The organism is Streptomyces sp. NPDC093568 (assembly GCF_044764945.1).
Lineage (GTDB): Bacteria > Actinomycetota > Actinomycetes > Streptomycetales > Streptomycetaceae > Streptomyces.
In genome coordinates, this window is record NZ_JBIWJD010000008.1 from 419,221 (window position 1) to 443,367 (window position 24,147).

Annotated in this window: 20 protein-coding genes and 4 tRNA genes; 14 read left to right on the plus strand and 10 right to left on the minus strand. The window is 69.9% G+C overall.

Annotated elements, in window-relative coordinates:
* Positions 1–76: 76 nt before the first annotated feature.
* The 3 genes from purS to purL are packed head-to-tail and all read left to right on the plus strand — an operon-like array spanning position 77 to position 3,272.
* Positions 77–340: a phosphoribosylformylglycinamidine synthase subunit PurS gene (gene purS / locus ACIRD7_RS31060; RefSeq protein WP_103783996.1), complete on the plus strand. Its 264-nt coding sequence runs from the start codon at positions 77–79 to the stop codon at positions 338–340.
* Positions 337–1,017 carry a phosphoribosylformylglycinamidine synthase subunit PurQ gene (gene purQ, locus ACIRD7_RS31065; RefSeq protein WP_403458785.1) on the plus strand — a complete coding sequence of 227 codons (681 nt, stop codon included), beginning with the start codon at positions 337–339 and terminating at the stop codon, positions 1,015–1,017. Before purS ends, purQ begins: the two co-directional genes overlap by 4 nt.
* Positions 1,014–3,272 carry a phosphoribosylformylglycinamidine synthase subunit PurL gene (gene purL / locus ACIRD7_RS31070; protein ID WP_403458787.1) on the plus strand — a complete coding sequence of 753 codons (2,259 nt, stop codon included), beginning with the start codon at positions 1,014–1,016 and terminating at the stop codon, positions 3,270–3,272. The genes purQ and purL overlap by 4 nt, the downstream gene beginning before the upstream one ends.
* A 105-nt stretch (positions 3,273–3,377) precedes the next feature.
* On the opposite strand, the gene ACIRD7_RS31075 is transcribed toward purL, so the two are convergent.
* Positions 3,378–3,632 carry a hypothetical protein gene (locus ACIRD7_RS31075; RefSeq protein ID WP_403458788.1) on the minus strand — a complete coding sequence of 85 codons (255 nt, stop codon included), beginning with the start codon at positions 3,630–3,632 and terminating at the stop codon, positions 3,378–3,380.
* Between the two features lie 445 nt (positions 3,633–4,077).
* On the opposite strand from ACIRD7_RS31075, the gene ACIRD7_RS31080 reads away from it, so the two are divergent.
* The 6 genes from ACIRD7_RS31080 (at position 4,078) to purM (ending at position 9,871) form a co-directional block, all read left to right on the plus strand.
* Entirely contained in the window at positions 4,078–4,581 is a 504-nt protein-coding gene (locus ACIRD7_RS31080; RefSeq protein ID WP_403458789.1) for an ArsR/SmtB family transcription factor, read from the plus strand.
* 108 nt (positions 4,582–4,689) lie between these two features.
* A complete protein-coding gene (locus ACIRD7_RS31085; RefSeq protein WP_403458791.1) occupies positions 4,690–5,523 on the plus strand; it encodes a M23 family metallopeptidase in 834 nt (277 codons plus the stop codon).
* Positions 5,524–5,533: 10 nt separating this feature from the next.
* Positions 5,534–6,331, plus strand: a complete 798-nt coding sequence (locus ACIRD7_RS31090; protein ID WP_403458793.1) for a sterol carrier family protein — start codon at positions 5,534–5,536, stop codon at positions 6,329–6,331.
* A gap of 70 nt (positions 6,332–6,401) precedes the next feature.
* Positions 6,402–7,172, plus strand: a complete 771-nt coding sequence (locus ACIRD7_RS31095) for an META domain-containing protein (protein ID WP_403458795.1) — start codon at positions 6,402–6,404, stop codon at positions 7,170–7,172.
* 61 nt (positions 7,173–7,233) lie between these two features.
* Positions 7,234–8,763 (plus strand): amidophosphoribosyltransferase, encoded by a 1,530-nt coding sequence (gene purF / locus ACIRD7_RS31100; RefSeq protein ID WP_403458796.1) that lies wholly within the window; start codon positions 7,234–7,236, stop codon positions 8,761–8,763.
* Between the two features lie 31 nt (positions 8,764–8,794).
* Positions 8,795–9,871, plus strand: a complete 1,077-nt coding sequence (purM, locus tag ACIRD7_RS31105) for a phosphoribosylformylglycinamidine cyclo-ligase (RefSeq protein ID WP_403458799.1) — start codon at positions 8,795–8,797, stop codon at positions 9,869–9,871.
* A gap of 125 nt (positions 9,872–9,996) precedes the next feature.
* On the opposite strand, the gene ACIRD7_RS31110 is transcribed toward purM, so the two are convergent.
* Complete coding sequence (locus ACIRD7_RS31110; protein ID WP_403458800.1) at positions 9,997–10,254, minus strand: DUF3073 domain-containing protein; 258 nt, start codon at positions 10,252–10,254, stop codon at positions 9,997–9,999.
* A 321-nt stretch (positions 10,255–10,575) separates the two neighbouring features.
* On the minus strand, positions 10,576–11,664 hold the full coding sequence (locus ACIRD7_RS31115; RefSeq protein ID WP_403458803.1) for a Leu/Phe/Val dehydrogenase: 1,089 nt from the start codon (positions 11,662–11,664) through the stop codon (positions 10,576–10,578).
* Between the two features lie 222 nt (positions 11,665–11,886).
* On the opposite strand from ACIRD7_RS31115, the gene ACIRD7_RS31120 reads away from it, so the two are divergent.
* The gene (locus ACIRD7_RS31120) at positions 11,887–12,729 is read left to right on the plus strand and encodes a hypothetical protein (RefSeq protein WP_403458804.1); all 843 of its coding nucleotides are present in this window, start codon (positions 11,887–11,889) and stop codon (positions 12,727–12,729) included.
* Between the two features lie 567 nt (positions 12,730–13,296).
* On the plus strand, positions 13,297–13,503 hold the full coding sequence (gene bldC, locus ACIRD7_RS31125; protein ID WP_003949541.1) for a developmental transcriptional regulator BldC: 207 nt from the start codon (positions 13,297–13,299) through the stop codon (positions 13,501–13,503).
* 538 nt (positions 13,504–14,041) lie between these two features.
* Here the strand turns inward: bldC and ACIRD7_RS31130 are convergent.
* From ACIRD7_RS31130 to ACIRD7_RS31160, 7 genes are all read right to left on the minus strand, one after another.
* Positions 14,042–14,236 (minus strand): DUF6274 family protein, encoded by a 195-nt coding sequence (locus tag ACIRD7_RS31130; RefSeq protein WP_403458806.1) that lies wholly within the window; start codon positions 14,234–14,236, stop codon positions 14,042–14,044.
* 647 nt (positions 14,237–14,883) lie between these two features.
* Positions 14,884–14,958: transfer RNA gene (locus ACIRD7_RS31135), tRNA-Asp, on the minus strand.
* A gap of 93 nt (positions 14,959–15,051) precedes the next feature.
* Positions 15,052–18,996: an ATP-dependent RNA helicase HrpA gene (gene hrpA / locus ACIRD7_RS31140; protein ID WP_403458808.1), complete on the minus strand. Its 3,945-nt coding sequence runs from the start codon at positions 18,994–18,996 to the stop codon at positions 15,052–15,054.
* 102 nt (positions 18,997–19,098) lie between these two features.
* Positions 19,099–19,172, minus strand: a tRNA-Phe gene (locus ACIRD7_RS31145).
* 24 nt (positions 19,173–19,196) lie between these two features.
* Positions 19,197–19,271, minus strand: a tRNA-Asp gene (locus tag ACIRD7_RS31150).
* 37 nt (positions 19,272–19,308) lie between these two features.
* A tRNA-Glu gene (locus ACIRD7_RS31155) sits at positions 19,309–19,381 on the minus strand.
* Between the two features lie 80 nt (positions 19,382–19,461).
* Entirely contained in the window at positions 19,462–21,024 is a 1,563-nt protein-coding gene (locus tag ACIRD7_RS31160; RefSeq protein WP_403458809.1) for a metallophosphoesterase, read from the minus strand.
* Positions 21,025–21,109: 85 nt separating this feature from the next.
* On the opposite strand from ACIRD7_RS31160, the gene ACIRD7_RS31165 reads away from it, so the two are divergent.
* From ACIRD7_RS31165 to ACIRD7_RS31175, 3 genes are all read left to right on the plus strand, one after another.
* Positions 21,110–21,460: a metallopeptidase family protein gene (locus ACIRD7_RS31165; protein WP_403458812.1), complete on the plus strand. Its 351-nt coding sequence runs from the start codon at positions 21,110–21,112 to the stop codon at positions 21,458–21,460.
* Positions 21,461–21,561: 101 nt separating this feature from the next.
* Complete coding sequence (locus ACIRD7_RS31170) at positions 21,562–22,101, plus strand: hypothetical protein (RefSeq protein ID WP_403458813.1); 540 nt, start codon at positions 21,562–21,564, stop codon at positions 22,099–22,101.
* Positions 22,102–22,346: 245 nt separating this feature from the next.
* On the plus strand, positions 22,347–24,147 hold a 1,801-nt coding region (locus ACIRD7_RS31175; RefSeq protein WP_403458814.1), incomplete at its 3' end, for a DEAD/DEAH box helicase.

Genomic DNA, 24,147 nt, shown 5'->3' on the forward strand with positions numbered 1-24,147 from the left:
CGCGCGTAGAAATTTTGTGCAGGTAGTCTGAAACCACTGCAGGAACCTGCTCAGCACCACACCACCGGGAGTGCACGTGGCACGCGTCGTAGTCGACGTCATGCTCAAGCCGGAGATCCTCGACCCCCAGGGCCAGGCGGTGCAGCGCGCACTGCCGCGGCTGGGATTCGAAGGGATCTCCGACGTCCGTCAGGGAAAGCGTTTCGAACTGGAAGTTGAGGGACCGGTCGACGAGGCCGCGCTCGCCCGCATCCACGATCTTGCGGAATCCTTCCTCGCCAACACCGTGATCGAGGACTTCACCGTCAAGGTGGAGGAAGTCGCGGAGGCCGCGAAGTGACCGCTCGTATTGGCGTCGTCACTTTCCCGGGGAGCCTTGACGACCGGGACACCCAGCGCGCGATCCGCCTCGCGGGTGCCGAACCGGTCGCCCTGTGGCACAAGGACAAGGACCTCAAGCAGGTCGACGCCGTGGTGCTGCCCGGCGGTTTCTCCTACGGCGACTATCTGCGGGCCGGCGCCATCTCCCGCTTCTCGCCGGTGATGGAGAGCGTCATCGAGCAGGCGAAGGCCGGCCTTCCGGTCCTCGGTATCTGCAACGGCTTCCAGATCCTCACCGAGGCCCACCTCCTCCCGGGCGGGATGCTCGGCAACGACCACCTGCACTTCATCTGCCGCGACCAGAAGCTGCGCGTGGAGAACGCGGGGACCTCCTGGACCAGCGACTACAGCGAGGGCCAGGAGATCTTCATCCCGCTGAAGAACATGGACGGCCGTTACGTCGCCGACCAGTACACGCTGGACATGCTGGAGGCCGAGGGCCGGGTCGCGTTCCGGTACCTCGACTTCAACCCGAACGGCTCGCTCAACGACATCGCCGGCATCACCAACGAGGCCGGCAACGTCGTAGGCCTCATGCCGCACCCGGAGCACGCCGTCGAGCCCCTCATCGGGTCCGGCCGCACCGACGGTCTCCCCTTCTTCACCTCGATCCTCAAGAAGCTGGTCAACGCATGAGCCGGACGCCACTGGACACGGTCGAGCACGCGGCCGAGACCCCCGACGTCGAGCTGCCCTGGGCCGAACTCGGCCTGAAGAAGGACGAGTACGAGCGGATCGTCGAGATCCTGGGCCGCCGGCCGACCGGCGCCGAGCTCGCCATGTACTCCGTCATGTGGTCCGAGCACTGCTCCTACAAGTCGTCGAAGGTGCACCTGCGCCAGTTCGGCGAGAAGGCCCCGCAGTCGGACGCCCTGCTCGTCGGCATCGGCGAGAACGCCGGTGTCGTGGACGTCGGCCAGGGCTACGCGGTCACCTTCAAGGTCGAGTCGCACAACCACCCGTCGTACGTCGAGCCCTACCAGGGCGCGGCCACGGGTGTCGGCGGCATCGTGCGCGACATCATCGCGATGGGCGCGCGGCCGGTGGCCGTGGTCGACCCGCTGCGCTTCGGTGCCGCCGACCACCCGGACACCAAGCGCGTCCTCCCGGGCGTCGTCGCCGGCATCGGCGGCTACGGCAACTGCCTGGGCCTGCCCAACATCGGCGGCGAGGTCGTCTTCGACTCCTGCTACCAGGGCAACCCGCTGGTCAACGCCGGTGCCATCGGCGTCATGCGGCACGAGGACATCCACCTCGCGAAGGCGTCCGGCGCGGGCAACAAGGTCATCCTGTACGGCGCCCGCACCGGCGGTGACGGCATCGGCGGCGCGTCGATCCTCGCCTCGGAGACCTTCGACGACGCCAAGCCCTCCAAGCGCCCGGCCGTCCAGGTCGGCGACCCCTTCCAGGAGAAGCTCCTCATCGAGTGCACCCTGGAGGCGTTCAAGGAGAAGCTGGTCGTCGGCATCCAGGACCTGGGTGCGGCCGGTCTCTCCTGCGCCACCTCCGAGCTCGCCTCCAACGGCTCGGGCGGCATGACCGTCGTCCTCGACGACGTACCGCTGCGTGACTCCACGCTCTCGCCCGAGGAAATCCTCATGAGCGAGTCCCAGGAGCGCATGTGCGCGGTCGTCGAGCCGGGGAAGGTCGACCGGTTCCTGGAGATCTGCGAGAAGTGGGACGTCATCGCCACCGTCATCGGTGAGGTGACCGACGGCGACCGGCTGGAGATCTACTGGCACGGCGGCAAGATCGTCGACGTCGACCCGCGGACCGTCGCGCACGAGGGCCCGGTCTACGAGCGCCCGTACGCCCGTCCGGACTGGCAGGACACCCTCCAGGCGGACGACGCGAACAAGCTGCCGCGGCCGAAGAGCGCGGACGAGCTGAAGGACCAGGTCCTGAAGCTGGTCGGCTCCCCGAACCAGGCCTCCAAGAAGTGGATCACCTCGCAGTACGACCACTTCGTGCAGGGCAACACCGTCCTCGCCCAGCCCGAGGACTCCGGCATGATCCGCATCGACGAGGAGACCGGCCTCGGCGTCGCCATCGCGACGGACGGCAACGGCCGGTACGCCAAGCTGGACCCGTACCACGGCGCCCAGCTGGCCCTCGCCGAGGCGTACCGCAACGTCGCCACCACCGGCGCCAAGCCGCTCGCCGTCTCCGACTGCCTGAACTTCGGCTCGCCCGAGGACCCGGCCGTCATGTGGCAGTTCGCGGAGGCCGTGCGCGGTCTGGCGGACGCCTGCCAGCAGCTCGGCACCCCCGTGACCGGCGGCAACGTCTCCCTGTACAACCAGACCGGCGAGGTCGCCATCCACCCGACGCCGGTCGTCGCGGTCCTCGGCGTCATCGACGACGTGGCCCGGCGCACGCCGGTCGCCTTCCAGGAGGAGGGCCAGCTGCTGTACCTCCTCGGCGACACGCGTGAGGAGTTCAGCGGCTCGGCCTGGTCCCAGGTCGTGCACGACCACCTCGGCGGGCTGCCCCCGAAGGTCGACCTGGAGCGCGAGCGGCTGCTCGCCGAGATCCTGATCTCCGCCTCCCGCGACGGCATGATCGACTCCGCGCACGACCTGTCGGACGGCGGCCTGATCCAGGCGGTCGTGGAGTCGGCGCTGCTCGGCGGCAAGGGCGCCCGTCTGGTCGTCCCCGACGGTCTGGACGCTTTCACCTTCCTCTTCTCCGAGTCGGCCGGCCGCGCGGTCGTGGCCGTCCCGCGCTCGGAGGAGGTCCGCTTCAACGACATGTGCGGCGCCCGGGGTCTGCCGGTCACCCGCGTGGGTGTCGTGGACGGTGACTCCGTGGAGCTGCAGGGCGAGTTCGCGCTCTCCCTGGAGGAGCTGCGCGAGGCGCACGAGGGGACCATCGAGGCGCTGCTGGCGTAGCCGGTCTCCGTACTGACCGCAGGCCCGCCCGGTGATCCGGGCGGGCCTCGCCGTTTTCCGTGCCCTTACGTCTTTCCGTGCCCTTACGTCGACCGGTCCGGAAGCTCAGGGCCGACCAGACGCCGCCACTCGGCCACGGCGCCGCCCGGGGCCAGCGTTGGGCGAGGTCGATGCCGACCGGCACCCGGCGGCCAGGTCCATGACGCCCGCGTTGCGGGCCATCGCCATGGCGTGCACGAAGGGTGCGACGGCCTCCGCCGCCGAGACGGCGGCGGGCAGGCGGCCTGCGTCCTGGAGGTGGGTGGAGAGGTCGGCCAGGGACCGGGCGAGCCGGGGACGGGCGACGGGTCGGTCCGGCACAGCCCGTAGCGGATGTCCGTCTCCTTGCGACAGGCGTCCGCGGCCGCGGCGTTGGTCACCGGCCTCCGCGAGGCAACGCGCCTGCTCGCCCTGCATGTCGGCCAGGACCACCAGGAACTTCCCGTCCCCCCCCGCGCCTCCTCCCCCACGATGCCGATCGCTTCCCCGCGGCAGGCGGCCGCTTCGGCGTGGCGATCGAGGAGATGGAGGCACGAGGACCGGTTGGACGGCGGCCGGCATCAGCGGCAGGCGGGGATCGTCCGTGGACGGGGCGAGGGCCTGGAGCGTCTCCACCGCGAGGCGGCTCGCCCGGGTCGCCGGGGGCGAGCCGGCCGCTCGCGCGAGCGCGACGTGAGTTGCCTCATGGTGCCCGAGTCACCGGATCTCGAGATCGGCTACGGCGGCAGAGTTGACCGTAATTACGTAGTTCCGTAATATCCACGGTGTGGAGGAACTCGAACAACGCGTCGCCGACCTCGAACGCCGCATCGCGGCACTGGAGGGGGCACGCCCTGCCGCGCCCCGCCTCGGCGAGGGCGACTTCTGGGCCCTGCAAGGGTTCAAGGACCAACTGGCCGAGCTCGGGGCGGCCGACGGCGGCGTCCTGTTCACCGGCGCCGTACGGCTGCCGACCGGCGAGCAGTACGAGTGGCAGCACGGCACGCTGACCGAGGGCCTGCTGGACGACGACTGGACCGCGGCCGCCGAGTCGTTCGCGGCGCTCGGACACGCCGTCCGGCTGCGGCTGCTCCGGGAGATCCTCGGCGGCCGGCGCACCGCCGCCGAACTCGCCGAGCTGGACGAGGTCGGCACGACCGGCCAGATCTACCACCACCTGCGCCAGCTGACCGGCGCGGGCTGGCTCCACACGACCGGCCGGGGCCGCTACGAGGTCCCGCCGGGACGGGTCGTACCGCTGCTGGTGGCACTGGCGACGGCACGGCCGTAAGCCGTCGAAACGGCGGCGGTACGGCCGCAAGTTGCCGAAACGGCGGCACGTCCGCAAGGTGCCGAACGGCGTTGCACGACCGCACGTCATGAAAAAACAGGGGGAACAATGTCCGCACGCAAGCTCGCCATGATCGCCTTCCGCGCCCTGCTGGCGGCCTTCTTCGCCGTGATCATCGCCGACGCCTGGCTCGACCTCGGGTACCCGCACTGGTGGAACTTCCTGCCCCTGGTCCTGGCGTACGTCCTCGTCGCCGTCGTCAACCGGACGGGCCGCACACCCGACGACCCGCCGAAGGACCGCGAGCCGGTCGAGGTCGACCCTCCCGTCAGCGGCCGCTGGTCCGCGCTCAACAGCCCGGCCGACCGCACCCCGAGCCATGGCACGCACGCCTACGGGCAGACCTACGCCATCGACATCGTCGCCGAGCCCGAGCCGGGCGCCCGCCCCGGGTTCCGCGCGCTGTGGCCGCTCGCCCGGCGCAATGCCGACTTCCCGGCCTTCGGCGCCCCGCTGTCGGCGGTGGCCGACGGCACGGTCGTGCGGGCCGACGACCGTCAGCGCGACCACCTGAGCCGCACCTCGCTGCCCGGACTGCTCTATCTGATGCTCGTCGAGGGTGCGGTGCGCGAGATGGGGGGCGTCCGCAGGATCGTCGGCAACCACGTCGTCCTCGACCTCGGCGACGGCACCCACGCCCTCTACGCCCATCTGCAACGCGGCTCGCTCGCCGTCCGCGAGGGCGACCGGGTGCGCGCCGGCCAGGTGCTCGCCCGGTGCGGGAACTCCGGCAACTCCAGCGAGCCGCACGTGCACTTCCAGCTGATGAACGGCCCCGACCCCGACACCGCCCGCGGCATCCCCTTCACCTGGCGCGGTGTCGGCGTCCCCCGCAACGGCGAGGTCTTCGAGGCGGCCGCGCCCGCGTCCCGGCCCGCATAGGCTGCCGTACATGCCCCCGGCCAAGAAGCGTGCCCGCACCTACGACCCCGCCAGGATCCGCACCGCGGTGCTCACCCAGTTCGGGCACGTACGGCAGGCCGTGCGCACCCTCACCGAGGAGCAGCTCGCCCTTCCCACCCGGCTGCCGGGCTGGACCGTGCGGGACCTGGCGGCGCACGTGGCCATGGCCGTGGGGAGCGTCAGCCGCAACCTCGACCGCGACGAGCCGGCCAAGGCCGAACTGACCCTCCTGGAGTGGCCCTTCGCCACGGCGGCCCGGGCCGTCGACATCGCCGACCGCACCCAGGACCTCGCCGCCGCCAACCCCGACCTCGACGCCCTGTACGCCCGCACCGAGGAACGGCTCGCCGCCGGGCTCGCGGCCGTGCCCGGCGACCGCCTCCTCGCCGCCCTCACCGGCGCCATGACCCTCGCCGACTACCTGGTCACCCGGACCGTCGAGCTGGTCGCCCACACCGACGACCTCAACGCCGCCGTCCCCGGCCTCGGCGTCCCCCACGACCGCCAGGCCCTCGCCGCCTGCACCCGGCTGCTCGCCGACGCGCTCGCCGCGAAGGCGCCCGGCGGTTCGACCGAGGTGCGGATCCCGCCGTACGCCGTGGTCCAGTGCGTCGAGGGGCCGAGGCACACCCGGGGCACCCCGCCCAACGTCGTCGAGACCGACCCGCTGACCTGGATCCGGCTGGCGACCGGGCGGGTGACCTGGAAGGACGCCGTGGCGGAGGCCAAGGTGAGCGCGAGCGGGGAGCGGGCGGACCTGGGCGGGCTGCTGCCCCTCATGGGGTGACGCGCCCGCGGGCGAACCAACGGAACCGGTCCCGTGTCCCTCCCGTCCCACCGGCATGGACACACTCGGCATGGACACAAAGCGACTGGCCGCCCTCGCCGCGCTCACCCTCCTTCCGCTCGCCGCCGCCTGCGGCAGCCAGGACGCGGGCAGCGAATCGGTCGGTGCCGGGGCCGCGGCCTCCGTCACCGGCGTCCACTGGGCCGTCGACGACGTCACCGTCGACGGGAAGAAGAGTGACGCCCCGGGCAGCGCCTGGCTGAAGATCGCCGACGGCGGCAAGGTGGACGGCAGCCTCGGCTGCAACAACTTCGGTGCCGAGGCCGCCTTCGCCGACAGCCACGTCACCTTCGAGCAGCTGCAGTCGACGGAGATGGCCTGCGAGAACGTCCCGGTGAACTTCGAGCAGACCCTCGCGCGCACCCTCGCCGACGGCGACCTCACCACCGAGGTCGACGGCGACCGGCTGACCCTCACCACGGCCGACGGCGACCGCGTCGCCCTCAGCAAGCAGAAGGCGGCCACGCTGCAGGACACGAAGTGGAACATCACCAGCCCCGACACCGACGGCAAGGCCCACCTCACCATCGACCGCAAGAGCGGACAGGTCAGCGGAAGCCTGGGCTGCAACAAGGTGAAGGCCGAGGCAACGGTCAGCGACGGCCGTATCACGCTCGGCACGGCGTCCACCACGCGCATGATGTGCGACGCCTCACTCATGAAGACGGAGAAGACCCTCCTGGGCCTCTTCGGCGGCACGGTCGAGTACCGGATCGATCACCGCAACCTCACTCTGACCAGCGAAAACGGCGAGCGCGTGAACGCGACCGCCGCAGGGTGATCGTTTACGGCCGCGTATCCCCAATTCGGACCAGTGGTCGATCTCGCCTACACTCGGTGCCGTGCCACGTGGTGACGGTCGACTCAATCACGATCTGCTCCCCGGCGAGAAAGGCCCCCAGGACGCGTGTGGCGTCTTCGGTGTCTGGGCTCCGGGCGAAGAGGTCGCAAAGCTCACGTACTTCGGGCTCTACGCCCTCCAGCATCGGGGCCAGGAATCCGCGGGTATCGCGGTCAGCAACGGCTCCCAGATCCTCGTCTTCAAGGACATGGGCCTCGTTTCCCAGGTCTTCGACGAGACCTCGCTCGGTTCGCTCCAGGGTCACATCGCGGTCGGTCACGCCCGCTACTCGACCACCGGTGCCTCCGTGTGGGAGAACGCCCAGCCGACGTTCCGGGCCACCGGGCACGGCTCCATCGCGCTCGGCCACAACGGCAACCTGGTCAACACCGCCCAGCTCGCCGAGATGGTCGCCGACCTGCCCAAGCAGGAGGGCGGCCGCACCCCGCGCGTCGCGGCCACCAACGACACCGACCTGCTCACCGCGCTGCTCGCGGCCCAGGTCGACGAGGACGGCAAGCCGCTGACCATCGAGGAGGCCGCCCACACGGTCCTTCCGCAGGTCAAGGGCGCCTTCAGCCTCGTCTTCATGGACGAGCACACCCTCTACGCCGCCCGTGACCCGCAGGGCATCCGCCCGCTGGTCCTCGGCCGCCTGGAGCGTGGCTGGGTCGTGGCCTCCGAGTCCGCCGCCCTGGACATCTGCGGCGCCAGCTTCGTCCGCGAGGTCGAGCCGGGTGAGTTCGTCGCCATCGACGAGAACGGCCTGCGCACCTCCCGATTCGCGGAAGCGAAGCCCAAGGGCTGTGTCTTCGAGTACGTGTACCTGGCCCGCCCGGACACGGACATCGCCGGCCGCAACGTCTACCTCTCCCGCGTGGAGATGGGCCGCAAGCTCGCGAAGGAAGCCCCGGTCGAGGCCGACCTGGTCATAGCGACCCCGGAGTCCGGCACCCCGGCCGCGATCGGCTACGCGGAGGCCAGCGGCATCCCGTTCGGCGCCGGCCTGGTGAAGAACGCCTATGTCGGCCGCACGTTCATCCAGCCCTCGCAGACCATCCGCCAGCTCGGCATCCGCCTGAAGCTGAACCCGCTGAAGGAAGTCATCAAGGGCAAGCGGCTGGTCGTCGTCGACGACTCGATCGTGCGCGGCAACACCCAGCGCGCCCTGGTCCGCATGCTCCGCGAGGCGGGCGCCGCGGAGGTCCACATCCGGATCTCCTCCCCGCCCGTGAAGTGGCCCTGCTTCTTCGGCATCGACTTCGCCACGCGCGCGGAGCTCATCGCCAACGGCATGACGATCGAGGAGATCGGCACCTCGCTGGGCGCCGACTCGCTGTCGTACATCTCCATCGACGGCATGATCGAGGCGACCACCATCGCCAAGCCGAACCTGTGCCGCGCCTGCTTCGACGGCGAGTACCCGATGGAGCTCCCGGACCCCGAGCTGCTCGGCAAGCAGCTCCTGGAGACCGAGCTCGCGGCCGGTCCGGCCGCCACGGCTGCCGTCGACGCGATCCGTCGCCCGTAAGCCCTGTAACCAACCCGAAAGATCCCAGGCAATGTCTGAGACTGTTGTGCCCGGCGGAGCTTCCTACGCGGCGGCCGGCGTCGACATCGAGGCGGGCGACCGCGCGGTCGAGCTGATGAAGGAGTGGGTGAAGAAGACCCAGCGCCCCGAGGTCCTCGGCGGCCTCGGCGGTTTCGCCGGCCTCTTCGACGCCTCCGCCCTCAAGCGTTACGAGCGTCCCCTGCTGGCCTCCGCCACCGACGGAGTCGGCACCAAGGTCGACATCGCCCGCCAGATGGGTGTCTACGACACGATCGGCCACGACCTGGTCGCGATGGTCATGGACGACATCGTGGTGTGCGGCGCCGAGCCGCTGTTCATGACCGACTACGTCTGCGTCGGCAAGGTCCACCCCGAGCGGGTCGCCGCCATCGTCAAGGGCATCGCCGAGGGCTGTGTGCTCGCCGGCTGCGCCCTGGTGGGCGGCGAGACGGCCGAGCACCCGGGGCTGCTGGGCGAGGACGACTTCGACGTCGCCGGCGCCGGCACGGGTGTCGTGGAGGCCGACCGGCTGCTGGGCCCCGATCGCATCCGTACGGGTGACACGGTGATCGCCATGGCGGCGTCCGGCCTTCACTCGAACGGGTACTCGCTCGTCCGGCACGTCCTGCTGAACCAGGCGGGCCTGGCCCTGGACGCGCGGATCGACGAGCTCGGCCGCACCCTCGGCGAGGAGCTGCTGGAGCCCACCAAGATCTACTCGCTGGACTGCCTGGCGCTGACCCGGACCACGGATGTGCACGCCTTCTCGCACATCACCGGTGGCGGTCTGGCCGCCAACCTGGCCCGGGTGATCCCGGACGGCCTGCACGCGATCGTCGACCGCTCCACCTGGACCCCGGCCCCGGTCTTCGACCTCGTCGGCCGGACCGGTCAGGTCGAGCGCCTGGAGCTGGAGAAGACCCTCAACATGGGCGTCGGCATGATGGCGATCGTCCCCGAGGAGTCCACCGAGGCGGCCCTGGCGACGCTGGCCGACCGCGGCGTGGAGGCGTGGGTCGCCGGCGAGATCACTGACCGGGGCGACCACGAGACGGGCGCAGCGCTGGTGGGCACGTATTCGAACTAAAAGCGCCGCCTGATCAGCCCCCGTGGCCTGATCAGCCCCCGTGCGGCAGCACGAAACCCGGTCCGGCGCTGAGGCCCCGGACCGGGTGAAGTGCAGTTGTGACGGGAACTGCGAAGCGCGCCAGGTCAAGCGCCGCGACGCTGCGACGTGGGACCGGACTCGTCGTCCTCATCGTCCTCGTCGTCGTCGTTGTACAGATCCGCGTACTGCGCGTACGGGTCGTCGTCGTCTTCGTCGTCCTCGAACGGCTCGCCGTTCGGCGGCTGGTTCGAAGTCGAAGCGCCCAGCTCGTTGGCCAGACGCGACAGGTCAGTCCCGCCGCTGTTGTACTTCAGCTGGCGGGCGACCTTCGTCTGCTTGGCCTTGGCCCGGCCGCGCCCCATGGCTCGACCCCCTCGGTGACGGGGCTCGACGGCCCCAGAGTCTCGACACGCGTTCATGATCTGGAACGGACTCTCCGTGGAGAGGCCGGTCCGTAGGGCTTCCACGGTACCTGAGCCCGCGCCCATACGGTACGTCGCCCGCAGCACAGGCGTGTGCCCACGACCTTTGAGGTGCCCTGTCCTCGCTGGTCAACCGCGATTTTAACCACTTATTGGCGGTCGACCCGCCGGTAAGAGTGAGAGTTCTCTCCAACTGCCCACCGGCGGGTACCGGCCAAACCCGTGTTAGGGGGTCGAGGAAGGCCGGGACGACTCGGCGGATCAGTGCGCTCCGCGTGCCTCCGCCATCCGCTGCTCGGCGATCCGGTCGGCCGCGGCGGCCGGCGGAATCCCATCCGTCTTCGCACGTGCGAATATGGCGAGCGTGGTGTCGTAGATCTTCGCGGCCTTCGCCTTGCAGCGGTCGAAGTCGAAGCCGTGGAGCTCGTCGGCGACCTGGATGACACCGCCGGCGTTCACCACGTAGTCGGGCGCGTAGAGGATCCCGCGGTCGGCGATGTCCTTCTCGACGCCCGGGTGGGCGAGCTGGTTGTTGGCCGCGCCGCAGACCACCTTGGCGGTCAGCGCCGGCACGGTGTCGTCGTTCAGGGCGCCGCCGAGCGCGCAGGGGGCGTAGATGTCGAGGCCCTCGACGCGGATCAGGGTCGCGGTGTCGGCGACGGCGGTCACGCCGTCCGGGTGCGCCGCGAGGATCCGGCCGACGGCCTCCTCGCGCACGTCCGTGATGACGACCTCGGCGCCCTCGGCGCGCAGGTGCTCGACCAGGTGGTGGCCGACCTTGCCGACGCCCGCGATGCCGACCTTGCGGCCGCGCAGCGACGGGTCTCCCCACAGGTGCTGGGCGGAGGCCCGCATGCCCTGGTAGACGCCGAAGGCGGTGAGCACGGAGGAGTCTCCGGCGCCGCCGTTCTCCGGGGAGCGGCCGGTCGTCCAGGGGCACTCGCGGGCCACGACGTCCATGTCGGCGACGTACGTACCGACGTCGCACGCGGTGACGTACCGGCCGCCGAGCGAGGCCACGAAGCGGCCGTAGGCCAGCAGCAGCTCCTCGGACTTGATCAGGTCGGGGTCCCCGATGATCACGGCCTTGCCGCCGCCGTGGTCGAGACCGGCCATGGCGTTCTTGTACGACATCCCGCGCGCGAGGTTCAGCGCGTCGGCGACGGCCTCTTCCTCGGTCGCGTACGGGTAGAAGCGCGTACCGCCGAGGGCGGGGCCCAGGGCGGTGGAGTGGAGGGCGATGACGGCCTTGAGGCCGCTGGCGCGGTCCTGGCAGAGCACTACTTGCTCATGACCCCCCTGATCCGAGTGGAACAGGGTGTGCAGGACGCCGTGTGTTACGTCGGTCACTGTGGTGACTCCTGAGTACGGTGCGGCGATCGGAGCGAGCTCCCGTACGGGTGGCGGGGGCTGTTGAGCATGAGATTAAACCCGCCGGCGCCCGTCCAACCCGCAGTGCTCAGGATCACCTACTCCCGGAGTACACCCGTGCGACGATTTGCATAGTTTTCCCGCACGTTTGTGAGCGGGTTTCGCAGGTTTCCCTGGCAGACGGCGGGGGATGGAGCAGGCGTGCCCAAGGTGTCCTCGGTGATCGTCCCGTACGCGACCTATCTGCGGGTGTACGAACCGCTTGCGGCCTTCCCGGAACCGGAGCGCGACCACTGGGCGCGTTACGCCCGCAACCCCGACCGGCCGTCGTACCAGGACGAACTGCGCCGCTCCCTGGCGGACTTGCTGCCCACCCCGCCCGTCGCCGTGCCGGTCCACGAGAGCGCCGACGCGTTCGTGCTGGAGATCGACGGGGTGCTGTGCGTGTGCCCGTGGCGCACCCGGCTGCGCGGCTGGCAGGCGCTCGGGGAGCTCGGCGACGAACTGCCCAGGCCGGTGCTGGACGCGGTGCTGCCGGAGGTCGTACGGCGCCAGGCGGCCCAGGACTACGAGCGCTGGCTGGCCCGCAACCCGGACGCCCGGCCGTGGATCCGGACCTCGACCTGGCAGGTGCCGCTGCACTGGTTCGTGCTGGTGTCCGACGAGGAGCGGCGCTTCGAGAAGGGCTCGGGCGAGATCCCGCCGATGCTGCGCTACCAGACGCCGATGGTGCAGGCGCGGCGGCGGGTGGCGCGGGCGCTGCGGACGCTGAAGGACGCCATGGACGAAGGGCCGCTCATCGACGGCCTGGTGGACGTCGGGCGCTGGCTGGAGGAGTTCCACCCGCGCTCGCTGGTCGAGCTGGACTACGGCGGCCTGGTGCACACCCTGCCGACCGGCGACCTGGAGGACGACCACTCGGCGGCGGACGTGGCCGCCGGCATCGAGGCGCTGCGGCAGGGCGACGGGGCGGGGGCCGGGGAGGCCTACGCGCGGCTCGTGGAGCGGTGGCGGGCGGTGCGGGACCGGCGGTCCGCGAACTGACCCCCTGAGACCGGCCTGTGCGGTGTGACGCAGGCAACTGTGTGATGTAACGAACTGACGTTTGACGGCACGCCCGTTTTGGGGTTTCGTGCTCGTTCTGAGGTTCTTGATGCCTCGTCAACAAGGGACGTAGGACCCGATCCGGGCGTATGCATCAAGCATGCTTCAACACGCGTAAGCGTGACGGACCGCACGTACGCGGCCCTTGCGTCCCTAACCCCCCCTCGTGCCAAAATAGGACAAGGAGTCCGGGGAGGACTCCATCTCGACATTGCACGCTTTGGGGGGTCTTGAGACTCCTGCACGCCACTGTGACTGATCGTCACAGTGGCGTGACTGTCCGCTATGGCATGGTCCATCGGCTTCCGTCGCTGATGAACACCTGGGAGGGCAATTCCATCGGTTTGGCCGACGCGGCTGGACAGATGGTGTAGTTGTAGTGCCGAGGACAAGCCGTTCGTCCTATAACCGACTCGACTCGCGTCCGCCATTTCGGGCAACGCGGGTCAAGGTGCAGAATTTAGAGGAAAGAACCGAGAAGGTTCGGTTCTCCCGAGGAGGCCGCTCATGACCGCTCGCACCCCTGATGCCGAGCCGCTGCTGACCCCGGCTGAGGTCGCCACGATGTTCCGCGTCGACCCCAAGACGGTCACGCGGTGGGCGAAGGCCGGGAAGCTTACTTCCATCCGTACGCTCGGCGGACACCGCCGTTACCGCGAGGCTGAGGTCCGCGCTCTGCTCGCGGGCATCCCGCAGCAGCGCAGCGAGGCCTGAACAGCTGCATAACCGGGCAAAACGGCGGTTCCCCCAACTCGCCGCGGCGCCCGAACTCTAGCTCCAAGCGACGCGGGTTCTGCCCCAACAGAGCCCACGCCCAAGCCGTCAGAGCACTTCAGGCACGCAACAAGGGTGCGTCGTAGATCGCGCTGGACTCCGCCGGGTCCAGCGCGATCTTTTTTGTGCGCGGAGTGTGTGCCGGCGGCGGGCCTGTGAGTGGCCTTGTCGGAGTCTGGGGAGGCCTGTCGGATCTCCTGTGGACTCCCTCCGGATGGTCGCGGAGTGTGAGCGAGGGTGGGTGCGGGGCAGCCCCCCGGCGGCGCCCGTACGGGGCCGGGGCGGAGCCCGGAAGCTGGTGCAATTGCACATATTAAATTGACCCGTTGTAGGCGAGGTGTAAGACCTACCCGCGCGGAAACTTATGCGGTGACTCCCGTCACATGCCACGGTGCTTGTTGCCTCTGGCCTATGTGCGCTATTGGGCGGCACGCCCGCCAGCGGCCCGTGCGCGGGCGGGAGTTGAGGCCGTCGACGATCACGCCGTGGACGGGGCCTCGTCCTCCGCGACCTCGGCAGGGGCCGGCGGTGAGGTACGCGTGCCGGAGTCCATCGCCAGGCGCAGCAGGCGGTGGCAGATCGGACAGTGGCGGGTGAGATGCCGATAGGAGGAGGCGGCCGACAGGTGCGCGCGGAGCAGCGCCCGCGTCTCGTGCCTCGCCGATGCCGCCATACGCCACCTCCGGGGCCGAACGGGAAAGGGCCCTGATTTCTGGGTACCGAGCGAATGTGACGCCGTCAAGGTGGCATGGGGGCCGCGCGTGCCGGCGTGGCGGCGCATCGGCCCTCACGGGGGGAATGAACGAGGCCCGCATGCCACTTGGGGCACGGGGTTTGTGTGTGGGGCATGAAGAAGGCCCGCATCACACTTGGGGCACGGGCCTCGACTTCACTGCGGTCCTGACGGGGTTTGCTGCGTCTGATTGCGGCTGTGCCGCGGGCGCGGCCTCCGCCTCGAGAGGGGTGGCGAGCGGGTTTGTGGGTGGGGAGTGACGTAGGCCCGCATCCCTTGACGGGTGCGGGTCTTCTGCGTGTTGCGGTCCTGACGGGATTTGCTGCGTCCGATTGCGGCTGCGCCGCGGGCGCGGCCTCCGCCTCGAGAGGGGTGGCGAGCGGGTTTGTGGGTGGGGAGTGACGAAGGCCCGCCTCCCTTGACGGGTGCGGGTCTTCTGCGTGTTGCGGTCCTGACGGGATTTGCTGCGTCTGATTGCGGCTGCGCCGCGGGCGCGGCCTCCACCTCGAGAGGGGTGGCGAGCGGGTTCGTGTGTGGGTACGAAGAAGGCCCGCAATCCCTGATGGGTGCGGGCCTTCTTCTTGTTGCGGTCCTGACGGGATTTGAACCCGCGGCCTCCACCTTGACAGGGTGGCGAGCACTCCAAACTGCTCCACAGGACCAGGTTTCGCTGCGCGATTCGTGCGTTGCGCTGCGAGAAGAGACTGTACAGGAGGGTGAGTCCCTGGTCGAACTCACCCTGCGTAAACACTCCGTTACGGCGCCAGCGCGTCGATCGTCTTCACGATCCGCTTGTCCGAGATCGGGTACGCCGTGCCGAGCGCATGGGCGAAATAGCTCACCCGGAGCTCCTCCAGCATCCAGCGCACGTCCAGCACCTGCGCCGGCACCGGACGCCCCTGCGGCATCTGCTCCAGCAGCCAGGCGTACTCGTCCCGCATCTCGTGGACCTTCTCCATGCGCGTGGTGTCCCGCTGGACGTTCGTCGGCATCTGCTGGAGCCGGCGGTCCACCGCGATCAGGTAGCGCATCAGATCGGGCATCCGCCGCAGCCCCGCCTCGGTCACGAAGCCGGGCTTCACCAGGGCGTCCAGCTGCCCCCGGACGTCCGTGAGGTTCGCCAGCAGCGCGGGGCTGCGCACGCCCTTCAGACGTCGTTCGGCGGCCTGCCAGGCGGCGAGCACCTGCTGCACCTGACCGACCGTACGGACCGTCGCGTCGACGATCTCGGCGCGCACCTTCTCGTACAGCTTGCGGTACGACTCCTCGTCCCACGCGGGCCCGCCGAAGTCACCGATCAGCTTGTCCGCCGCGGCCATGGCGCAGTCGTCGAAGAGCGCCTGGATCGAGCCGTGCGGGTTCGCCGACAGGCCCAGCTTCTGCGCGTTCGTCAGGTGATCGCTCGCGAATTTCGCCGGGTTCACCGGGATGTTGCGGAGGATCAGCCGGCGCGTGCCCTTCCACATCGCCTGCTGCTGCTCCGCCTCCGTGTCGAACAGGCGCACCGACACCGTGTCGCCGTCGTCCACCAACGCCGGGTACGCCTTGACCGGCTGGCCGGCGCGGCGCGTCTCGAAGACCCGGGTGAGCGTGCCGATCGTCCAGTCCGTCAGGCCCTTGCGCTCCAGGGACTCCCCGCCCTGACGCGACGCGGTGGCCGCAGCGGCCTGCGACAGGGCCTTGCGCGCCTTCGGCTTCAGACGCAGCCGCAGGGCCTCCAGGTCCTTGTCCTCGGCCAGCTTGCGGCGGCGCTCGTCGACGATCCGGAAGGTGATGCGCAGATGGTCCGGGACCTTCGCCTGGTCGAAGTCCTCCGCCTCGAAGGGCACCCCGACCATGCGCTTCAGTTCCCGCGCCATCGTCACCGTCAACGGCTCCCGCAACGGCACGGCCGTGTCCAGGAACCGCTTGGCGAAGTTCGGGGCGGGGACGTAGTTGCGGCGGATCGGCTTCGGCAGGGAACGGATCAGCTCCGTCACCAACTCCTCGCGCAGACCCGGGATCTGCCAGTCGAAGCCCTCGTCCGTCACCTGGTTGAGCACCTGGAGCGGGATGTGGACCGTCACACCGTCCGCGTCCGCTCCGGGCTCGAACTGGTAGGTGACCCGGAACTTCAGCTGCCCCTGCCGCCACGTGTCCGGATAGTCCGCCTTGGTGACCGCCTCGGCCGACTCCCGGATGAGCATCTCGCGCTCGAAGTCCAGGAACTCCGGCTCCTCGTGCCGCTTGCGCTTCCACCACGAGTCGAAGTGGGCGCCCGACACCACATGCTCGGGAACCCGCTGGTCGTAGAAGTCGAAGAGCGTCTCGTCGTCCACGACGATGTCCCGGCGCCGCGCCCGGTGCTCCAACTCCTCGACCTCGCTGAGGAGTCTGCGGTTGTCCGCGAAGAACTTGTGGTGGGTGCGCCAGTCGCCCTCGACCAGGGCGTTGCGGATGAACAGCTCCCGGCTGACCTCCGGATCGATCCGGCCGTAGTTCACCTTGCGCTGGGCGATGATCGGGACGCCGTACAGCGTGACCTTCTCGTACGCCATCACCGCCGCCTGGTCCTTCTCCCAGTGCGGTTCGGAGTACGTGCGCTTCAGCAGGTGCTCGGCGAGCGGCTCGACCCACTCGGGCTCGATCTTCGCGTTGACGCGGGCCCAGAGGCGGGAGGTCTCCACCAGTTCCGCCGACATCACGAAGCGCGGGGGCTTCTTGAAGAGGGCCGAGCCGGGGAAGACCGCGAACTTGGCGTTGCGCGCGCCCAGGTACTCGTTCTTCGCGCCCTCCTTCACGTCCTTCATCCCGATGTGGGAGAGAAGGCCCGCGAGGAGGGAGACGTGCACACGGTCGGCGGGGGCGTCGTCCTCGTTGAGGTGGATGCCCATCTGCTTGGCGACCGTGCGCAGCTGCGTGTAGATGTCCTGCCATTCGCGGATGCGCAGGAAGTTCAGGTACTCCTGCTTGCACATCCGGCGGAACGACGACGAGCCGCGCTCCTTCTGCTGCTCCCGGACATAGCGCCAGAGGTTGAGATAGGCGAGGAAGTCGCTCGTCTCGTCCCGGAAGCGGGCGTGCTGCTGATCAGCCTGGGTCTGCTTGTCCGCCGGCCGCTCCCGCGGGTCCTGGATGGAGAGCGCGGCCGCTATGACCATGACCTCACGCACACAGCCGTTCTTGTCGGCCTCCAGGACCATCCGGGCCAGCCGCGGGTCGACCGGGAGCTGGGCGAGCTTGCGGCCGGTCTGCGTCAGCCGCTTGCGTACGTCCTTCTCGGCCGGGTCGATCGCGCCGAGCTCCTGCAGCAGCTGCACGCCGTCGCGGATGTTGCGGTGGTCCGGCGGGTCGATGAACGGAAACTTCTCGATGTCGCCTAGGCCGGCCGCGGTCATCTGAAGGATGACGGAGGCGAGATTCGTCCGCAGGATCTCCGCGTCCGTGAACTCCGGACGGGCGACGAAGTCGTCCTCGGAGTACAGCCGGATGCAGACACCGTCACTCGTACGACCGCAGCGGCCCTTGCGCTGGTTGGCGCTCGCCTGCGAGATCGGCTCGATCGGCAGCCGCTGCACCTTCGTGCGATGGCTGTACCGGCTGATCCGGGCGAAACCGGGGTCGATGACGTACTTGATGCCCGGGACCGTGAGGGAGGTCTCGGCGACGTTGGTCGCCAGAACGATCCTGCGGCCCGTGTGGGGCTGGAAGACGCGGTGCTGCTCGGCGTGCGAGAGACGGGCGTAGAGGGGGAGGACCTCGGTGAACCGGTAGTTCTTCTTGACCAGGGCGTCCGCCGTGTCCCGGATCTCCCGCTCGCCCGAGAGGAAGACGAGGATGTCGCCCTTGCCCTCGCCCTGAAGCTCCTCGACCGCGTCGCAGATCGCGGTGATCTGGTCACGGTCGGAATCCTCGGAGTCCTCCTCCAGCAGCGGCCGGTAACGCACCTCCACCGGATACGTCCGCCCGCTGACCTCGACGATCGGGGCGTCGCCGAAATGCCGGGAGAAGCGCTCGGGGTCGATGGTCGCGGAAGTGATGACGACCTTGAGGTCCGGCCGCTTCGGCAGCAGCTGCGCCAGATAGCCGAGCAGGAAGTCGATGTTGAGCGACCGCTCGTGGGCCTCGTCGATGACGATCGTGTCGTAGGCGCGCAGCTCGCGGTCGGTCTGGATCTCGGCGAGCAGGATGCCGTCCGTCATCAGCTTGACGAAGGTCGCGTCCGGGTTCACCTGGTCGGTGAACCGCACCTTCCAGCCGACGGACTCACCGAGCGGGGTGTCCAGCTCCTCCGCTACCCGCTCGGCGACCGTACGCGCCGCGATACGACGGGGCTGCGTGTGCCCGATCATGCCCCTGACCCCGCGGCCGAGCTCGAGGCAGATCTTCGGGATCTGGGTCGTCTTGCCGGAACCGGTCTCACCGGCGACGATCACGACCTGGTGATCACGGATGGCGGCCGCGATCTCGTCCTTCTTCTGGCTGACCGGCAGCTGCTCGGGATAGGTGACGGCGGGTACGCGGGCGCGACGGGCGGTCATCCGCTCCTCGCCGCGGGCGATCTCCGTCTCGATCTCGCCGAGCACGGCGGCCCGAGCCTCCGGCTTACGGATCTTGCGCGCACCCTCGAGCCGCCGCCCGAGCCGGTGCGCGTCGCGCAGGGACAGCTCGGTCAGGCGGGAGGCGAGGGAGTCGAGGGCGGGGGCGGGGTGCGTAGACATACGGGGTCCAGGATCTCATCCGTCCTAAAACCGTGGCGAACGCTTTTGCCGCGGGTGGCACGAGAAGACCCCCGTCGATCAGATCGACGGGGGTCTTTCCTGTGGCTGGGGCCGGGGTCGAACCGGCGACCTATCGCTTTTCAGGCGATCGCTCGTACCAACTGAGCTACCCAGCCACGAGGCTTCCGAAGAAGCCTCGGCGGTCCTGACGGGATTTGAACCCGCGGCCTCCACCTTGACAGGGTGGCGAGCACTCCAAACTGCTCCACAGGACCTTGCGATGCGTACGACAGTGTCGCACACCGTACTGCGTGCCCCCAACGGGATTCGAACCCGTGCTACCGCCTTGAAAGGGCGGCGTCCTAGGCCGCTAGACGATGAGGGCTATCGGCCCGCCTGGGCGCTTCTCAGCGCGTCGGGGACGTGAGAAGCATATGGGATGGCGGGAGGTATCGCCAAAACGGTTTACGGGCTGGGTGTGGGGGGCGTGGTCGTGGTGCCGGGGGCGGCCGGCTGGTTCTCCTCCACCAGGTGGCGCCTCACCTCCGCCGTCGTCAGGCCCAGGCCGCCCAGTTCGATCTCGTCCCAGGCCTGCAGGCGGCGGCTGTCGCGGTCGAAGTAGAGCACCGAGGTCTGGATGGGGTCGGGGTGTTTGCCCTCGATCGCGCGCAGGCCGCTGCCGCCCGTGGAGCCCTCCAGGCGCAGCCGGGTGCCGTACGGCATGACCTCCATTTCCTGGTGGTGGAGGTGGCCGGCCAGGGCGAGGGGGACCTGGCCGTCGGTCTGGCGGGCGGCGACGGGTTCGTGGGCGATGGCGACGTCGACGGGGCTTCCGGCGGCCTTCTGGTCGCGCAGGGACGCGGCGAGGCGGGCTCCGGCCAGTTCGTTGGCGGCGTCGCCGCCGGCGACCTGGGAGCGGTCGGGGGTGAACTGGGGGTCGCCGATGCCGGCGAAGCGCAGGCCGGCGATGGTGCGGGCCTTGCCGTCGTCGAGGACGTGGACGTTCTTGAGGTCCTCGAGGTAGCGCTGGGTCTGGCGGGAGTCGTGGTTGCCGCGGACCCAGACGTAGGGGGCGCCGAGGTTCTCGATGGGGTCGAGGAAGCCGTTCTCGGCGGTCGTGCCGTGGTCCATGGTGTCTCCGGAGTCGACGATCACGTTGATCTTGTACTGGTCGACGAGTGAGGCGATGATCTTCCAGCTCGCGGGGTTGAGGTGGATGTCGGAGACGTGCAGGACCCGGATGGTCCTCGGGTCGGGTGCGTAGGCGGGGAGGGTGGAGGTGGCGTCGTAGAGCTTGGTCACGTTGGTGACCAGGCGGGCCAACTCCTTCTGGTAGACGTCGAATTCGGTGACGATGCTGCGGGCGTTGCCGACCAGGGACGGGGCGGAGGAGAGCAGGCCGGAGAATTTCGGTTCGAGGACGGACTCGGGGTTCCAGGTGGCGAACGCCGTGCCGCCCGAGGCGGCCAGGAGGGTCAGGGCCAGGCCGCCGGCAGCCAGGGCGCGGCGTGGGCGGCGGTAGACGGCCAGGCCGAGCGCCGTGGCGCCGGTTACGACGGCGACGCAGCTGCGGACGGCCAGGTCGCGGGTGCCGTGGGCGACGTCCTCGGTGACCTCGTCCTGGAGGCCGGAGAGGCGTTCGGGGTGGTCGACCAGGGCCTGGGCGCGCTCGGGGTCGAGTTGGTCGACGTTGACGTCCAGCCGGACCGGGGCGATGTGGCTGTCCAGCTGGAGGGCGCCCAGTGGGGAGACGTTGATCTTCGTGCCGCCGGTGACGGAGGGGCGGAGCGTCATCGTCGTGTTCATGGGGCCGACCGGGACGCGTACGTTGCCGACGATCAGCAGGCCCAGCCAGGCGCCCAGGAGGACGACCGCGACCAGGCCGAGGGCGCGGGTCCAGGGGTGTGGCTGGGTGACGAGTTCCGGTGTGGGCAGCGGGCGGCGGGTCGAGTAGCGGCGGGCGAGGGCGCGCGGGGCCCTGGGGACGTGGGCGAGAACTTTCATGACTGCGGCGGGGACCCTGGCCATTGGTCCCGTATGCCCAAGTGCGCGGGTGGATATGCGGGGCCGTTGGCGGCTCCTTCCCGGGCGGGTCGTACCCGACAATGGGCCTGTGCTGGAGATGACGCGCGAGGAGTTCGAGGAACTGGTCGCCGAGGCCCTGGACCGGATTCCGCCGGAGCTGACGCGGCTGATGGACAACGTCGCGGTGTTCGTCGAGGACGAACCGCCCGCGGAGGATCCCGAGCTGCTCGGGCTGTACGAGGGGACTCCGCTCACCGAACGCGGGGAGTGGTACGCCGGGGTGCTGCCGGACCGGATCACCATCTATCGGGGGCCGACGCTGCGGATGTGCCGGTCGCGGGAGGAGGTCGTCGAGGAGACCGAGGTGACGGTGGTGCACGAGATCGCGCACCACTTCGGGATCGACGACGAGCGGTTGCACGCACTCGGTTACGGGTGAGCGCGCGTCTTCGTGGACGTGCTGTGCGGCGCGCGTGTCCTCTTGTGGGCGGCGGGAGTTGGGCAGGTTGACTTCTTCGCCCGCCACTGGAGGTGGCCACCGTGCGCCCCTTGTACGTACCTGTCCGTCTGGCCGCCACGGTCGTGGCGGTGGCGGCTGCCGCCGGCTGTATGAGTGTGGGCGACGACGGGGGAGGCGGGGGCGCCAAGCCGTCGCATTCCGCCGGGCAGCGGGGCGGTGAGGCGCCCGACGGGGGGTCGGCCGTCTCGGGTGGGGGGTCCGGGTTCGGGGCGCACGCGGACGACGGCAAGCGGGGCAGGGCGAAGGGCAAGGGCAAGGGCAAGAAGGGGGCCGAGCGGTCGGCGTCCCCGTCGGCCTCGCCCTCGGCGGCGGTGAGCGCGTCGGCTCCCGTCGGGGGCGGCGGGCCGCAGAAGCCGGGGCAGAGCGAGAAGCCCGGTCCCACGCGTCCGGCGGAGCCGACGCCCACACGTACGGTGGAACCGGAGCCGACGCCGACGCCGGAGCCGACGTCCGCCACGCCGACGCCCACGGAGGCGGAGCCGTCGTCGTCGGCGCACGAGGAGACGGGGCCGCAGCTGGGGCAGCGGGAGCCGGCGCCGGCCGCGGGGGCGCCAGCGTGAGGTAGGGGCGGTGGGGGCCCGTGGCACGTGACGTTGCCTACACCGGCTTCGGTCAGTTTGCCTTGGGGGGCTGGGGGTGCGTATGGTGGTAGATCGTTTGATCCCATTTGCCCGGCGCCAACGCAGAGCGCGCCGTGTGGCGCGTACTCTCCCTTGCCGTGGCGGACCGCATTGAGGCGGTCGTATTGCGAATCACGGAGTTGACGGGCGCGTGCCGACGAGACTCCGGAAGGTTTCGCATACGCATGTCCATTTCCAGTACTGATCACGTCGTCGTGCCCGAGAACGGCGAGAACGACTCCGTCGAAGAGACCCCCGAGATCACCTTCGCGGACCTCGGTCTTCCCGAGGGCGTCGTGCGCAAGCTCGCGCAGAACGGCGTGACCACCCCCTTCCCGATCCAGGCCGCGACCATCCCGGACGCCCTGGCCGGCAAGGACATCCTGGGCCGCGGCCGTACCGGCTCCGGCAAGACGCTGTCGTTCGGCCTGCCGACGCTGGCGCGTCTGTCCGGCGGCCGTACCGAGAAGCACAAGCCGCGCGCCGTCATCCTCACCCCGACCCGTGAGCTCGCGATGCAGGTCGCGGACGCCCTCCAGCCCTACGGCGACCAGCTCGGACTGAAGATGAAGGTCGTCTGCGGCGGTACGTCGATGGGTAACCAGATCTACGCGCTGGAGCGGGGTGTGGACGTGCTCGTCGCGACCCCCGGCCGGCTGCGCGACATCATCAACCGCGGCGCCTGCTCCCTCGAGGACGTCGAGGTCGCCGTGCTCGACGAGGCCGACCAGATGTCCGACCTGGGCTTCCTGCCCGAGGTCACGGAGCTGCTTGACCAGGTTCCGGCGGGCGGTCAGCGGATGCTGTTCTCCGCGACGATGGAGAACGAGATCAAGACCCTCGTCGACCGGTACCTGACGGACCCGGTCCTGCACGAGGTCGACGCCGCGCAGGGTGCGGTGACGACCATGTCGCACCACATCCTGATCGTGAAGCCCAAGGACAAGGCGCCGGTCACCGCCGCGATCGCCTCCCGCAAGGGCCGCACCATCATCTTCGTCCGCACCCAGCTGGGCGCCGACCGTGTCGCGGAGCAGCTGCGCGAGGCCGGTGCGAAGGCGGACGCGCTGCACGGCGGTATGACGCAGGGGGCCAGGACCCGGACCCTCGCGGACTTCAAGGACGGGTATGTCAACGTCCTCGTCGCGACCGACGTCGCCGCGCGCGGTATTCACGTCGACGGCATCGACCTGGTGCTGAACGTCGACCCCGCCGGTGACCACAAGGACTACCTGCACCGGGCCGGCCGTACGGCCCGTGCGGGGCGTACGGGCACGGTCGTCTCGCTCTCCCTGCCGCACCAGCGTCGTCAGATCTTCCGGCTGATGGAGGACGCGGGCGTCGACGCCTCGCGCCACATCATCCAGGGCGGTGCGGCCTTCGACCCGGAGGTCGCCGACATCACCGGCGCCCGCTCGATGACCGAGGTCCAGGCGGAGTCGGCGGGCAACGCCGCTCAGCAGGCCGAGCGCGAGGTGGCTCAGCTCACCAAGCAGCTGGAGCGGGCGCAGCGGCGTGCCGTCGAGCTGCGTGAGGAGTCCGACCGGCTCGTCGCCCGTGCGGCGCGTGAGCGGGGCGAGGACCCGGAGGCCGCGGTGGCGGAGGCGCAGGCGGCCGCGGTCGAGGCCGTCGAGGTGGCCGTGCCCGAGCAGCCGGCGGCGCAGGATGTCGACAGGGCGGAGGCTCCGGCGTACGAGCGTCGTGAGCGTCGGGACAACGACCGTGGCGGTTTCCGCCGGGACGACCGTCGTGACGACCGTGGTGGGCGTTCCTTCGAGCGTCGCGACGGTGAGCGCGGCGGGTTCAACCGTGACCGCGGTGACCGTGGCTTCGAGCGCCGGGACAACGACCGTGGCGGCTTCCGCCGGGACGACCGTCGTGACGACCGCGGTGGGCGTTCCTTCGAGCGTCGCGACGGTGAGCGCGGCGGGTTCAACCGTGACCGCGGTGACCGTGGCTTCGAGCGCCGGGACAACGACCGTGGCG